At 51.1% G+C, this 15,203-nt stretch carries 8 protein-coding genes; 1 reads left to right on the forward strand and 7 read right to left on the reverse strand.

Going from position 1 to position 15,203, the window contains the following annotated elements:
* Positions 1-868: 868 nt before the first annotated feature.
* Genes H7F15_RS10855 through H7F15_RS10865 form a run of 3 tightly spaced genes read right to left on the reverse strand, consistent with a single transcriptional unit; the run spans position 869 to position 3,408 of the window.
* On the reverse strand, positions 869-1,534 hold the full coding sequence (locus H7F15_RS10855) for a hypothetical protein (RefSeq protein WP_185197002.1): 666 nt from the start codon (positions 1,532-1,534) through the stop codon (positions 869-871).
* Complete coding sequence (locus H7F15_RS10860; protein ID WP_185197003.1) at positions 1,531-2,451, reverse strand: HEPN domain-containing protein; 921 nt, start codon at positions 2,449-2,451, stop codon at positions 1,531-1,533. The genes H7F15_RS10855 and H7F15_RS10860 overlap by 4 nt, the downstream gene beginning before the upstream one ends.
* A 9-nt stretch (positions 2,452-2,460) precedes the next feature.
* On the reverse strand, positions 2,461-3,408 hold the full coding sequence (locus H7F15_RS10865) for a hypothetical protein (RefSeq protein ID WP_185197004.1): 948 nt from the start codon (positions 3,406-3,408) through the stop codon (positions 2,461-2,463).
* A 133-nt stretch (positions 3,409-3,541) separates the two neighbouring features.
* On the opposite strand from H7F15_RS10865, the gene H7F15_RS10870 reads away from it, so the two are divergent.
* Positions 3,542-3,910 carry a helix-turn-helix domain-containing protein gene (locus H7F15_RS10870; RefSeq protein WP_255481188.1) on the forward strand — a complete coding sequence of 123 codons (369 nt, stop codon included), beginning with the start codon at positions 3,542-3,544 and terminating at the stop codon, positions 3,908-3,910.
* Positions 3,911-4,694: 784 nt separating this feature from the next.
* Here the strand turns inward: H7F15_RS10870 and H7F15_RS10875 are convergent.
* From H7F15_RS10875 to H7F15_RS10890, 4 genes are all read right to left on the reverse strand, one after another.
* Positions 4,695-5,114, reverse strand: a complete 420-nt coding sequence (locus H7F15_RS10875; protein WP_185197006.1) for an SMI1/KNR4 family protein — start codon at positions 5,112-5,114, stop codon at positions 4,695-4,697.
* Positions 5,114-10,717 (reverse strand): DUF6443 domain-containing protein, encoded by a 5,604-nt coding sequence (locus tag H7F15_RS10880; RefSeq protein WP_185197007.1) that lies wholly within the window; start codon positions 10,715-10,717, stop codon positions 5,114-5,116. The genes H7F15_RS10875 and H7F15_RS10880 overlap by 1 nt, the downstream gene beginning before the upstream one ends.
* Before the next feature lie 21 nt (positions 10,718-10,738).
* Complete coding sequence (locus H7F15_RS10885) at positions 10,739-14,212, reverse strand: RHS repeat domain-containing protein (protein ID WP_185197008.1); 3,474 nt, start codon at positions 14,210-14,212, stop codon at positions 10,739-10,741.
* A gap of 538 nt (positions 14,213-14,750) precedes the next feature.
* Positions 14,751-14,963: a hypothetical protein gene (locus tag H7F15_RS10890; RefSeq protein ID WP_185197009.1), complete on the reverse strand. Its 213-nt coding sequence runs from the start codon at positions 14,961-14,963 to the stop codon at positions 14,751-14,753.
* Positions 14,964-15,203: the final 240 nt, after the last annotated feature.

Raw genomic sequence — 15,203 nt, forward strand, 5'->3', positions numbered from 1 at the left:
GATTGGCAAGACTGGAGCATGGGAAATAACGTATAGGCTTATGTAGGTATCAGACCCTTTTACTGGAACGCGCTGTTCTCCCCCCATAAGAATTCAACATAGGAGAATTCAACATAGGAGGTGGAGCCAAAGAAAATGCGGAGGGCTCCCTTTGGGATACCCATTTTCTTTGGACTACCTTGGCGCAAGCGTACCCGTGTCCGGGCACAAGGCTACCTTTGCAACAGAATAAATGTCCCCGCACTTTTGAGTTGCTGTGTCTTCAAGTGATTAGCACCTTACATCAGGTTTTCTACTCTCCTTCGCACTGCCTTAGCTTTGTTACTTCAAGCTTTTGCAGTATCTCAAGAGTTGTATTATCTAAAGGCAGCCATGTATGGTCGATTCAGTTTGACAGCTCAGGTATATATGCGTACTTGGTTAAGAAAGGGGAATATAGACCTTGTGAAGCAAGGTTATTAAAAAGGAAAAGCGCCGAGTTCCGAGGCTTGCGCAATGAGTCCTGGCCTGGAGGGGAGGACCATTTTTGTATACAAAAATACATCTTGCTCGTGCCACTCCCAGCACGCTTTTACACCTTCAGATTCCTTTAAGAATTGCTGTTTCTTCCAGTCTGTTGCTACGGCAGATTAGCAAACAGACTGAGTCTGTGTAAAGAAGCTAAATGAAAGTTTTAGCTAAGCAAGCAGGGCGCATTGGGGCAAATGGCATTTGAACCGCTTTTATACATTTCTTTTATGATAGCTAAACAACCAAAGGGAAGCACCTCTCCTGCTCAAATTGCTTATTCCACTTCAATTTGCGCTCCACATTTTCTTGCAAGGGACATACACCTAGACCGTGCGGCTCCACCATGACTGTTTCCGGTTTATACTTTTACTTGCAGCGGGGTATTAGGTATACTGGTTTTGTTTCCGTTTTTGAGCAGTTGTATCTCGTTTAGCACGAAGGCTGCTTCCACTATTTTATTTACCCTTTGGTAAATGTCTGCCATCTCTACTTTGTCCATTGCCTGGTATTCCCAGGGGTTGGTTAAGGCGGTGTGGCACCAGAAGGATATCTTTGACTTGACAGCATCCAGATCCTGCCATTCGAAGAACTCATTGATCACGAGATAAGGATTCCTTTCTTCTGCCTGGCTCAGGTTATTGGTGTAAAAATCCGTTTCATCATACTCAGAAAACGCCAGTTCATTTTCCACTGCAGCAGACCAGTGTATTTCTAGCGCGTGCGGGCCGTACCTGCCACCGCTATCCGCTTCCGTACAGCTTACTCCGGACTTACGCAGCAGCCAAAGGGCCTCCATAAGCCTTTCCACATCCTGGAAAGTATACAGCAGGTCAACCACTTTTTTATACTTCCACTTATGTTGATCCTTTATCCCGGCTATCAGGTACCGGAGCAGCTGCTTTCTGATGGTGGGCAGTTTGTGGTTTATAAAGAAGAGAGCAACTACCTGTAACGGATTTTCAACTTCTTCATCTGACAGCTGTACAGGAGCGTTCTTCCACGGGTACTTTTTTGCTGCTTTCATACGGTGCGTATCAACTCTTCACTATCTGATTTAATTTGGGCTTCTTCCATCTGGGCTTCGGTCAGGAGCGCTTTTGCTTCCAGTACTTCAATCTCTTTAAAGCATAAGTCCCTTGTCAGCTCCATAAAGTATTTCACCTTCCGGTACAGCTGCCTTGCATCTGCTTCATCAACCTGAAATTCGTCTTTGTAGCGGCCTTCCAAGTAGCTTTTGGCAAGAATGGAAAAGAGCCGGGTATCCTCCGGTGTATTGCCTGCAAAAACACGGGCCGGTTCAGGAGAAAAACAACAACACAGATCCAGCAGCCTGCCCAGATGGTGTATGTCCGACCGGTAGGCCATGTGCACGCGTATCAAAGCCCTGCACGACTGCTCCACCACTTGGTGCATTAAGAACACTGCACAGTTAAAGTAACCGTTTTCCAAAGCGTTTTCTGCTGCGCAAAAAAAGCCCTGCGCCAGGTCGAAGCGGTTATAGAAATGCGTTATTGCCTTTTCTGCTGCTTTACGGGGGCATACATCCGGCAGGGCAGGCATTGTCACAAACCCACTGGCCACGTACAACAGTGCGCCTTCCCTGAATGCCCTGCAAAAGAACCGGCTTTGCCTGCTCAGCGCTTTCTCAATTGTTTCATGTCTATGTGCCAGCACGGTGACTTTGCCCTTTTTAAAATGATTGGTGGCATAGCTCTGTACATCATGTTCGATGCGTTTACCGGCGGCGGTTACTACCAGCAGGAAATAGTGGTTACAACTTTCATCAGTTGCTTCGGCAAAACAACTATAACTGTCCTTTTTAGATGAGATACACCCAAAACAGATGATCTTTTCGGGCTGGAACTGCTGCACCAGTTTGGCAACAATGCCCTGAAGCTCTGCCTGATCTTCAGCAGGTAATTGTTTCAACATCTTCTCCATTGTTTGCGCTCAGTTTTTAGCCTGCTCCTGCTCCAGTCTTTTTATCTCCTCAAATATCCCCTTGGCATCAAGCTCTGCTGATCGAAGTAAATTGTAGAGTTTCAAAAAATCATGCAGCGTTGAATCGTCATCATCTGGCGAATCTCTGCCTTTATATTTCAGGTACCCCATGTAAATCCGCAGCAGGTTATCGCTCAGCCGCTCGGGCGGCACTTCCTGCAGGAAGGATATAATGTCTTTTTGCAGAGTGAGGCTCAGTGGTATTGTACTTGGCAAAGCTGTTGTTGTTGTTGTTGTTGTGTCTGCTTCAGCTTCCTGCTTTTCACCATCAGTTATGATGTTTGCTTTTCCCAGGTACCTGAAGTTTAGGATCCAGGCTACTTCCAGCAGTTTCACCAGTTGCTCATAGTGCACCAGCAGGTCGTAGTTTTCGGTTTCTTCAAGCATACTTGTTCGGCGCAGCGCATACTCCGTCCAATCGCTGAGCAGGTTCTTCCACCGGGCAAGCGGCATCGTCTCAAAGAAAGCCTTCAAAACCAGGCAGGGGTTATCCAGCTCCCGGTTCCTGAGCAGGCGAATGTTGCCGCCGTAAATTTTCTGATTCGTACGATGTTCCTGTCGCTTTTGCCTTTCTTCTTCCCACCACTCCTTTGAATATGGCGTAAAAACCGGCAGTTCCACTTCCCCATCGCTAGCTTCTTTCTTAAGCAATATCAACCAGCAGCTTTCCATCAGTTTTTCCAGCATCTTCTGCAGGGACACAGCATCGCCTGGCTGTCTCATCATGGGCCAGCCCAGTTTGGTAGTGGCGGCTTTTAGGTATTGCCACAAATCAATTCGCCAGTAATCAATGGTGCTCATGCTGAACAGCTCTAAAATAACGGTTACCGGCTCCTGCCGCTCTTCCTCAGACAGGTGAATAATCACATCTTCCAAGTTGGTTTTCACGCTTTCCATAGGTCTGGTTTATTGCTTTACCTGAAGTTGGCGCTTTGCCTTGGTGTACCGAACCCAAAGCATGGGTATTTTACTCATCTTTGTGTTTTTCTTACTCACCTGAAAACGCTATATTTGATAAATGGAAACGACTATGAAACCAGCACATATTGGCAGAAAAATCAGCCGCATTAGGGAGTTACGCGGCATTAAGCAGGAAACACTTGCCCAGGAAATGGGGGTAAGCCAGCAGACAGTGTCCCGCATCGAAGCCAGCGAAACGATTGAAGAAGACATATTGGCCAAGGTTGCCAAGATTCTGGATGTACACCCTGAGGCGATCAAAAATTTTAGTGAAGAAGCTATTTTCAACATTATGGGCAATACCTATAATGACCATTCATCTTCATTAAATTATCAATGCACTTTTAATCCGCTAGATAAAGTTGTGGAACTCTATGAGCGCTTGCTACAGAGTGAACGGGAAAAGGTGGAATTGCTGAAGGAACTTCGCAAAGGCTAAAACTGCTAAAGTATAAGGTATAGAGCCCGGCCTCTACAGGTCGGGCTTCTTTGTGTCTATACCTTAGCTGAACGAGCAAGCTATAACCTTGGCGGGGATGGTTGGGACGCATGTCCCGGAAAGCCACGGCAAGGCTTCTGGGGTGGAAGGGGCCGGAATAGCCCCTTGGCCTGGTGCGGCTGGCGGATCAGCTGGCTCTCAGGTATAGCGCCAACTTTAAGGTATAGGCATAAAGTATAGCACCAGCCATAAAACAAAAAGCCCCGGTTGATTCCGGGGGTTGGGGGTAAGATTTCAAGCGCGAAGCCGCTGCGAGCGGAAGCCAGAGCCAGCCAGGAAGAGCCCGAGGTACGAGGGCGGCTGGCTGTGCGGCAGCTGACCCGCAGGCGAGCATAAATTGGGATGCGGCTGGGCTTGCCGTGGCCGAACGATAGTGAGGCGGCGGACAGCACAGAGAAAGCAGCCGTGAGGAGCAGCGCAACGTGTGAAGACAGCCAAAGCTTTACTGCCACGGCTGACGTAAGGAAGCGGTGGCAGTAAAGCGGCAAAGCAAGACCGAACGAGGCACGAGTGAGCCGAAGGGTAGCCTTGCTTTGTTGGCTGACGCAACTAAGTGAGCAGCACACGAACCCCGCTGTACCGCGTAACGGCCTTTCAAACAGTAGTGGCTCTTGTTCCCAAGATTTTTAATGTAATGTAAGAGCCCATCCATGGAGTAATGGGCTCTTGCAATTTTATTTTGAATGTGCAGACAGCAGATTCATTTTAGCAGGTAATTTAATAGCTAAAAACCATTATCAACAGAATCATTTCCTAAATATTTTAGAAGCCCTTCGAAGGAATCTGCAACTTTTGTTGGTTTAGAATGTGCAATTTCTAGAAAATCTATCTCAACAAATTCACTACTTTCTTTGTCTACAGCATATCCCAAATTTCCACCATCAGAACCGATAAATAACAATTTATCAGATTCTTCAACACCTTCGTAATAGGGATTTAGCTGTACAACGTCTTTTGCCTCCCATAGCAAAATATAGTTACTTTCACTTAAATCCCCACTAGCACCATTATGGTTCTTTATAAATTCGATATAATCATCATCGATTTTGAAATCTATTTTTTGAATTAACAACTCCATGTCCGTTTTTGATGGAGCAGAATTAAGATCCAATCTTGATAAAATGTTTATTATATTTCTTCTCATTATTTATTAGTTATTGACTTCTGAAGATGGTACCAAAAAGTATTATATTGTCTATGAACTGCTGGCGATAAAGGGACTTTATTAGCCGGATCAGTAGGGCTTCCTCCAAATTTTACGGGTTGAACTTCGTGAATTTGTTTACCCTTTGTAGTAGGGTCAGTTTTATGTATTTTATTATTAGCAGTATTCGCTTGGGTGCGAGCTGACTTATATTCGTCACCTTCTAGCAATTTAAATGGACCTTGTGGTTTAGGCACATTACCTTCTGTAGGGTATCCATCCCAATTACTTATAGAGAACGAACCATTATCTACTGCCTCTTTTACAAGAGCTTTCGCTTCATTAAGAACGGCCTTACCAGTTTTCACCAGTGCACCTAATGTAGGACCAGCCTCAGGAATTAAAGATGCTGACTCCAACACACCTAGTCCAGCAGCAGCAGCTTTGCTCTGCACAAAAGGCTCACTTTCATTCAAGTACACTTCCCCACTCTCATTGTTTACTACAGAGAATTCGGATCGGACTATAAAAGGGGATCCAGTAGGAGAGTTAATTGCACCTGCAATTATGCTGCTTAGGTTCTTCTGTGCTGCCTGAAACTGGAGCGCGAAATATGCCATTGCTTGATCTTGACGCAAGTAACCGCCATTATCGCAGTTAGGACATTCAGGCGCCATCCCATCCGGGTCAATGTACCTAATGGGGTTGTCGAAGGCATAGTTGTAAGGTGAGTGGCGGCGCATCAAATCCGCCATTGGGTCAACGACATGCCACCTTCCGATCTGCGCGTCATACATCCGGGCCCCGTAGTCCATCCAGTTAAGCCCCAGCTCGGTCTGACGTTCCTTTCCGTTGTACTGGAACTTATGATCCGGTGCTCCCTGCTGCTCAATGCCGGCCAGATTCAGCCCCCACGGGTCGTAGTGGTTCTCCTGCACCAGCATGGGCGAGGTGACCGTCACGCTCATGTCGTCCAGCCAGGCATCGTTGGCCGACTCGTTGGCCACGTACACTTCGGCAAACCCTGCTTGCTCGGCTTTGTAGCTTAACTCCAGCTTTTCCCAGTTGCCTTTGCCCTCCCTGCCTAGGGCCCGGTAGCCGCTCGTCACATAGTTCGAGTCCGAATCATAGACAATATAGCGCAAATACGCTTTGGGTACACCTTTTTCCTGCTGAATAATTTGCGGGGCCAGGGCCAGCCCGGCCCCCAGCAGCGGCAGGTACTTGTTTGCTTTGGCTTTGCCTTCCCCTGCTATCTGGGCGGTGGTGACCATCGCACTGGCGGCCAGCCAGCTGAGCAGGCTGAAGGCCGCATCCTGCTCTTTCACCGTCTCATACATCCCGTAGGCTTCCACCTGCAGCGAGTCTCCTGCCTGCAGTTGTACTCTGCGGCTTGGCCCCACCGGCTGGTTGCGGCCCGCACTCAGCAGGGCGGCATGGCTGCCCGTGCGGGAGCGGCCCCGGTCCAGGTGGCGGGTCCGGGCCACGTTGTCAAAGTCGCTTTCCTCCGATTGGGCCAGCATCGGCTCCATCGTGGCCAAGGTGGTCGACGAGACGGGGGCGGCAAAGGAGACACGCAGGTTGCCCAGGTGGTCCTTTAAGTGGTACTCGTAGCGCCACTTTTCATTGGTCTCAGGCTGGTAGAGCACCCTTCCTTCCCCAGTATGGGCAAACAGGGTATCGCCCTGGTGCACAAACAAGCCCGCGTAATCCGTGGTGACTACATCCTTGCCGTTCTCATACACTTCTTTGCGAAGTTTAGTACCACTCGCTGAGTAGCGGTACAGGATGTAGCCTTTGCCCGTGATCACCACTCTGTCGGGCAGGTTCAGGTGGTTGTAGCCAATAAAGCTGATGCCTTTGTTTTCATCCTGGGTTAAGTTGCCGTTGCCGTCGTAGTGGTATTCGGTGCCGGCCACAGAATACTTGCTGCCGTTGTCTCTAAAGTCGCCTGCCGGGCCTGCCGCCGCCGCCGCATCGTCCACCCCTACCAGGCGGTTGCCTTCGTAAGCGTAGCTGAGCTTATCCACCACCCCGAAAGAGCGGGCCGGGTCCTGCCGGTCCTGCGGGTTGCCCAGCATAAGGCCGCGGCGCACCAGGTGGCGGATGTTGCCGTTGGCATCGTAGCCGCTCTGGGTGATGTTGCCTGCTGCATCTTTTTGCTGCATCTCTACCGAGTAGCGGTCCGTTTCCTGGTTCCAGCCAGCGCCGGTGTTGGCCCGGTACCCCGCCGTGACCAGGCGGTTGGCCCTGTCATAGGTGTAGCCATAGCCCCGCCGCACCCCGTCAGAGGCCGTGATCCAGCGCATCTCCGAGATGTTGCCGTTGAACTGCCGGGGCGAAAGCCCCAGTTCCAGCCCGGCGTTGTAGCCCAGCTCCAGGCCGAACAGGTCGGGCTCAAAGAAGCTCACGGCATCTTCGTTCTTTTCCGCCCCGTCGTTGGTCAGGGTGCCGTTGTTAATGCTTGTGAGCCAGCCGCGGATGTTGTAGCGCATGTCCACCGACTGCAGGTAGGTGCGCTGCTCGTCAGCCAGTTCAACTTTAGTGGCATGCAGCTTTTTATCCACCACCTGCCCCAGCGCGTTGTAGACCAGCCTGGAGAGCACCACCTCCTCGCTGCTGCCCGTCTGCTGCCTTGTCTCCAGCAGGCGGCCCATGTGGTCGTAGACCATGGTGGTGGTGATGGTATGGGCCACCGGGCCGGCCTGGTGGGTGGCCAGCGTCTTGAGCACCTGGCCCGTAAAGTCGTAGGTGCTGCTCACCCGCTCCCCTCCGGCCGCCACGTTTCCTCCCAGGTAGCCGTCCGAGACGCTTTGGATCAGCCGGTACCTGCTGTCATAGAAGTTGATGCCGGTCAGCCAGTCACCGGTGCCCAGCACCCGGGTGCGGGTGCCTGTGACCTGGCCCAGCACGTGCCTGTTCCAGGAGCCGTACGTGTAGCCCAGCTCGGAGGCAAAGGTAGTGGTGTCCAGGGCAGCGTAACGGTAATCGTCGTAGTAGGCGATCGTGGTCAGCCAGGCCGATTCGCTTGTGGACAGAGCCGTGCTGTCCAGGGCCGGGTAGCTTTTGTTGAGGCTGTAGCCCACGCTGCTGCCCGGTTTCCTGTCTTCGTACAAGGCCGGCGCCCGGTCGACCTCCCCCTGCACCGCGGCCCGGTCTTTCCCCGGCAGTAGGGCCAGGCCCGTTACCACCGGGCGGCCCAGCACGTCGTACTTGGTAAAGTGCCACTCCTCCCTGGCCCGCTGCACCGAATCCTGGGTGAGTACCACCTGGTTGCGCCTGTTGTAGACCATGTGCACGGCGCCCGCGCCCGGTACCTGCTTTTCCACCACCCGGTTGCGGTGGTCGTATTCGTAGCGGAAGCACCAGCGGCTGGTAAAATCTTTGTCTAATTCCACTGCTAATTCAGGGTATGGCGAGAGCCTGTGTCCCGGGATAGGTCGCTCCTCTGTGTTGCTTGGTTTTTGCCAGCCAACCGTGACATGCCCCCCTTGAAAATCTACTTTATGCAGCACTTCGATATAATAACTCTGCCCTGCCACCAGAGTTACAGGTGCCGATTCCTGGGAAGTGTGCCTGGCAGCGGCAATGCGTACCTTAGCGGCAGGATTGTCAGTTGTACTCAGGTAGAGTTCTGCTTCATCACCTCCAGAAACAGAGAAAACATATAGGCCACTCTCCGGTGCTAAAATGTACCCGCTAATCCGTTGCCCGTAGCTGTCAAAGTCGTTGTGGGGTGAGTCAAAGACAGACAGAAAAGCAAGGCTATCAGACACAGTCTTTACAGGGATCTGGCCGACCTGATCGCCCACTAGTCCATACCAGATCTCCTGTGCGATGCTGCCCCGCAAGCGCACGGGGGCCGGCAGCCGGCGGTAGCCCTCGGGCTGGATGACCAGCACCAGGTTGCCCAGCGGATCATACACATACTGGGTGAGCAGGAAACCAGTAGCGGCCAACGGGTCGGTGGCCGTGCTGTCTTCCTGCACTTTTTTGAGCACCACCCTCCCCTGCTTGTCCTTGTATTCCACCGTGAGCGAACCCTGCTCGTCCCGGACTTGGGTCACCTGCAGCTGCCCGGCACCGTAGAAACCTGTGGAATAGTAGTTGCCGCCGGCAGGGTCCTTTCCCCAGACGCGCACCTCTCCGGCAGCATTGGTGCGGTAAGTGGTCTTTACCGTGTGGTCCTGGCTGGCAGCGACGGACAGGGCATCGGGCTGCCAGTCCAGGCCCGGGGCTCCCTGCTTGAGCACGCGGCTCAGGGGCGAGCTCTCCAGCACGCTGACCGCATACGGGTGCCCGTCGCGGGCAATGGTCTTGTCGGGCGAGGCGATGGCATAGAAGTCTTTCTGCTCTTTTACGGCCCCGGGCCGGAACATGCCGTTCTGTCCCTGCACGTAGGGCAGCCAGGTGGTGTCGGTGCGCCCGAAGCGGTCATAGGTCACGGGCGTGACGATGTCCTGCTTCTGGGGGCTGGCCTGGGTGAGCACCGTCTGCTCCAGCCGCCCCAGCCCGTCGAAGTAGGTGATCTGCTGCCGCATGTGGTCCACCGGCAACAGGTTGGCCTCCGGGATGCCCGTCACCCCTGCTTTGGTCACCACATTCTCGATGATGTAGTTCCGGTCCGAGGCCTGGGCTGCCGAACGTACCGGTAAAGCCTGTGAGGTGGCGGATCCTGACACTCCATTTATGGTTACCTTAACGGTGTACTCTCCGGTTTCGTGCACATTGCTCAAGCTCTGGCTTGTTTTGCCCGTCAACTCCACCCCGTTGCGCAGCCATTGGTAAGTACTGTAACTTGTGCTGGTAGCTAAGGTTATCTTCCCGCCTGGAGCCAAAGGAAGAGCACCGCTTTGCACCACCACTACCGGCATCGGGTATACAGTAGCAGTGGCAGCGGTTCTGGCTGCACTCTGGCAGCCCAGGCTGCTGACAGCAGCCACATAGTATGTCGTAGTGGTCTGTACTGTTGCAGGAAAGCTGGTGCCCGTGTGCAGCACCTGTGTGCTGGTGGAGGTTGCATACCACTTATAGCTATAGCTCGAAAGCGGGCTACTGACCTGCAAGGTCGCAGAGCCTGGGCCAATACGAGTGGCACCAGTCACAGCAGGCGCTGCTGTCTTGTTTACAGTCACTTCCTGATAGCCGCTGGTCAGGTACTGGTTGCCACTACCGTCAGGGCATCCCCCCACGGCAGATAAACTGCCGATGTTTACCTGTGGGTTATCCCATGTCACCGTCACCGAGTTGCCGTTTATTATAGCTGTGCCCCCTTGAACATCCCAGTCAAACACCGCACAGCCATCCGAGGCCGTGGCCGTGTAGGTATAAGTCTGTCCAAAGCACACTTGGGTGGGGCCCGAGATAGTAAAGCTTGGCCCAGTGCCCGGCCCTGGGAAGGACATCGTTGACGTGGCTACTTTATCCCGGGTGGACTTGGACCAGTTGCCCGGCGGCAGCACCGGTGCCTTGCCCTTGCCAGGCCCTGAGGCGGTCTGGGAAAAAGCGGGTACTGCCAGCAAGCTTAGCAGCATAAACAAAAAAGGCAACAGCAGGCCATAACCAGCGGCCGGGCGGCAGGTAAACAGGTAGAAGTGTTTCATCGTTCTTGGGTGAAGTACAGGTTACTCAACAGACTGGCCTTTGTAGTGGTACTGGTAGGTTTTCAAGACATTGCCCTCCTCGTCCCGGACGGCCTGCAGGCGGCCAAAGCCATCGTACTCATAATAAGTGGTCCTGCCGTTGGGGTCGGTCTGCGAGGTCATCCCCACCAGCGGGTCGTAGGTATAGGTGCTCATCAGCGCCCCCGCCGGGTAAAGGCGAAGCTCATCGATCTTTCCGCTGCCCGTAATGGAGACAGCGCCCGTTTTCAGTCCGCTGACCTGGTAGTAGTGCCACCCGCGGCGCGTCAGCTCCTTGGGGGTAGCAGGCGCACCGTTAACCTTGACGGCCCCGTCCCTGGCCCAGAAGGTAAGCTCATACGTGGTGCCGGCAGGCAGGCCGTCGATGCTGATGCCGGTCGAATCGGTAAGGCGGTAGTGGCGCAAACCGGTCAGGCCGATGGTATCGGTGTACACTGCACCGGCATAGCGCCAGTTGCCTTTGCCCTCGGCCTCAAAGCTGGTGTAGGCAAAAGTGCCTGGGTCGGCATGCACGACTTCGGCCACCGGGTGGTTGCCTTGGTAGTCCCACAGGTAGCGCGTCTCAGGCCCGTACTTGACCACCAGGCCCAGCGGGTTGCCGCTCCCGTCGTAGTCCAGGTAGCGGGCCTCTTCCTGCCAGTTTCCCCGGTTGACACGGCTCTTGATAGTAAAAGGCATCACAAAGCTACTGGCTTTGCCGGGCCAGTCGTTGCGGTAGTGGGTGCGCTGCTCGGTGGCGGCCACCTCCCTGCCCGACGCATCCAGCACCACCGTCTCGGTCAACAGGGGCACGGCCACCCGGTTTTGCGCCACCAGCTGCTGCTCGGCCGCGGTGCGCTTTCCTGCATCCAGCGTCAGCGGGTAGGTGGTGCGGCTTCGTTGCAAGCGCCCCTGGCTGTCTACCGTCTCCGTGCCCGCCGGCTGGTAATGACGGCTATAGTCGTAGGAGTAAGTGGTGACCTTTTCAACAGTGTCTCCCGATGCAAAATACTCCCGCTCTACGGTTTGGTGAAGATCCAGTGTGCCGCCCGTTATATAGAAAATTTTGCGAGAATGAATAAAGGCCGTGGTATCGGGCTCCCTGGCTGGGATTGCAAAAGGCCTGTAAAATAACGTGTCACTGATAGAGTATAAATATGGCTGATTAATATTAACAAATGGTGGCGAAAACACCCTGTCACTACCGGTACTAGAATTATTTGCAAACAAGTACCTGTTTCTGATCTCCTTTATTAGCTCATACCCCAATGGCGATCCAAGGCTTGTCTTAAAATAACTGGTACCAATACTTTTCCCCCTAAGCCATTCATTATCGATTGGTATAGTATATGGAAACTCGTAATAATCACCCCCATCTTCTGTTATGGTAAACTCATGCTCAACCTTTCCATAGTTTGCTGCTTTTTCATCAAAATACTCCGTCACTATCTGGTAGCCCACACTGTTGCCTTGCAAATTTGTCAAGGGGCTGCCAGGTAAGGAACCATGTACATCGGTGTATTCAGCTTTGGCTATCTTATGAATTCTTTTAAAATAGAACCCAGGTAGCCCAAACGTTTTCCCGCCGGAATAGGCATATTCCTTTATTTTCACACCCTTCGACGCATCAGTGTAGGTAATTTTCTTTATTCTTTTGCCAGAAGTATACAACAGTTCAGTTTCCGGGACCCGGTATACTTCCTCCCATTCCAGATTGCCATAGAAGTGGTGGTCACAGGGCGATGCTATTTCAACCTTGTAGCTGCCTATTGGCTCTCCGGGTAAATTATCAGGGATTGAAGGATATAACTGTTTCACAATGGAAGCATCGTCTTTTAAATAAGCAGTAAACTTACACGCTGCAGCCGTCGAGTCACACTCGGGTAACAGGAGCTTAAACCTTAAATTCCGTTTATTAGGACCCAACGTGACCGGGTAGCTATAGACGCTGCCTGTAAAGTTGGCGGCCATTTTTAACATGGGCTCTGACTTAGGAGAAATGGTAGTCGGGTTGATGTTGGGGATGAGCATCCGTCCTATAAAAAAAGGCGGCATTGCCTTGTTATGTTCATACTCAAATTCCACGCTACCGCCCGTAGGATAAGTGATTTTCTTTAAAAGGCCGGCTTCGGCCTTCACCGTATCCACCTCCCTGTTCACGCCTTGCGCATCATAAGGATAAAAGGCGAGGAAAGGGCCATTCTGTTTTCCGTTATAATAGCCCCAGGCATCCTGCGAAGTCGAAAAGCGATTAGGGAGCAGCGTTTGGTTATATTCAAATTTATAGGCCGGTTTCGTTTCCCCCTCTCTTCCCTTCTCCTGTATCGAGGCCAGGAACATACGGTGATTGGCGCTTGGGTCTTCCTCCCTTAACATGTAAAGAACGGTGTTATCGACCGTATTGCTGGTCGTAAAACTGTGCTCGAAACTGAATTCCTTTACTAACTCCGCTCCATAGGAAACAATTATCTTAGCAAGCGCCTGGCTACCTGGCAGGTCTGCCCGTGTCACCTGCTTTGGAATAAAATTTATGCTTTCATTTTTAAATTTGATTTCACTGATCTGATACTGATAATTCCTGCTGATTGAGTAGTAACTGACAGGATAAGTCCCTCTTTCATTCTGTTCTACCCTGTCAAAGGATCTTCTGCAGCTTATGGCTTCTTCCAGTTCATAGTCGAACTCTATCCTTTCCCCGTAGGCGGTTTCTATCTCCACTAGATGCCATGTATTGATATTTCTTGATTCAAACCCTGTAGAAGAAACCTTCTTCCCATCCAGAAACGAAAAGGAGGCACTTGTTATTAACTGATCATAGTCATAAAAGTGACCTAACCTGTTCTTGGATAGGCCATAGTAGTAAGTATTCCCCTGCAAATCCGTAACTTTCCACCCTTCAATACTGCCATCTATTGTTGAATTGAAATCTTTGGCAATGATACATGATATTGCCACATCACTATACTTTTGGACCAGCAGCTTTTTGGTCGTAGGGTCAATGGTAAACTTGATACTTTCCCCATTCAAGTCAAGATAAAACTGGTCCGGGGACTCATCTGCTTCACCATTTATCATCCGTTGTTCCAGCGAAAGTAATGCATCGGCATCGTAGAGGACTTCGTTATAATTCGTCGGTTGGTACATAATTCCCAGCCCTGAGTCATCTGCTCTTCCCCGTACCTGCCGTGTGATGGCCCCGCCGTAGCTCAGCATCCACCCCAGCCCTACCCGGGAGGCAATCTCATCTACTTTCACGCCACGGCTGTGATAATTGACCGACACGGGTATGGTAAGGCCTTTTGCCTTGATCTGGTGGATTTCCACGGATGTGTTAGGTACCCCGGTGAAGAGGGAGACCGGTACTTCTGCAAACTTGAAAGCCGCCGTGGCTTCAGGGGAAGGGGGAATAAGTTTGATATCCTGTCCATTGGCATACCAGGTGCACAGCAGGAAAACAAGGAGTAATGGATATTTCATATACTGTTGAATAGCAATCAGATAAATGACTAAAAATGAGAGCTTTTATTTTAACCGTTAAAGGTAATGGGTGAAAAAGAAGCTGTCAAGGTAATCGGATGCCCGATTGTAACATCCTTTTTTAATGACAAAAGGCGCCAAAAGGGCCTTTATCGTCTTTAGGCGCAATATCTGGCTTAAAAAAACAGGTACAATGAGCTGTTTTGTAACATTTTAACTTAAAAATCCGGTCCCGAAATTTGAAGAATTTTTTTGAAAGTATACCGTCTTCTACCTGGTTGGGAAATGACCCAAAAGACAAGCCATGACCTAACACCGTCCTAAAACCTTCCCAAGGTAATTGGGTTGACAGGCTGTATGTGTGAAATAAAAACGGTATTAGCCCGGCTTGACCTCAGTTAGTTTTTTATTGATCAAAATGGAAGAACAGACGATTTGATTTTACCTTTTATCTGCGTAGCTTTAATGCATAGCATTTGCAGCTATACTGAGAGCAAAAAGTGGTGCGGGATTCGGTGAGTCAAAAATGAAGCGTCATTTAAGTGACTGATAATAAGCTATGTTCTGCGGGAGTTACGATTCCCCTACGGACTACTGAAAGGGAAAAGTGATTATTTTGATCGCTTTTCCCTTTTTCTTTTTCCACCAAAAACTGCTGCACGAGGCTGGAAAGGGCAAAAAAGCCGTTTACCCTTGTGGTTCGATAACCCTCCATTTCGCGGTCATAATACACGCCTTCTGGAAACATCATCGCTTGCAGCTGTTTACGCCCCTGCACACTTGCCTTAACCCATGATTGTGAAATAGTTATTGCTTTTTATAAGCCCATTTTAATGAACTCTTTTGGGTTCGATAAGCCTGATGCGCACTTTTCCAGATTCCGCTCGATTTCCAGCAACTCTGTCTTCAGTTCTGAACTGAATTTCACAAAGAGGTCTTTTTCAATTTCTCCAAAGGCGTAGCGTCGTTATAGAACCCAAGCCTTCTAAGC

This window comes from Pontibacter sp. Tf4 (assembly GCF_014212495.1).
Classification (GTDB): Bacteria; Bacteroidota; Bacteroidia; order Cytophagales; family Hymenobacteraceae; genus Pontibacter.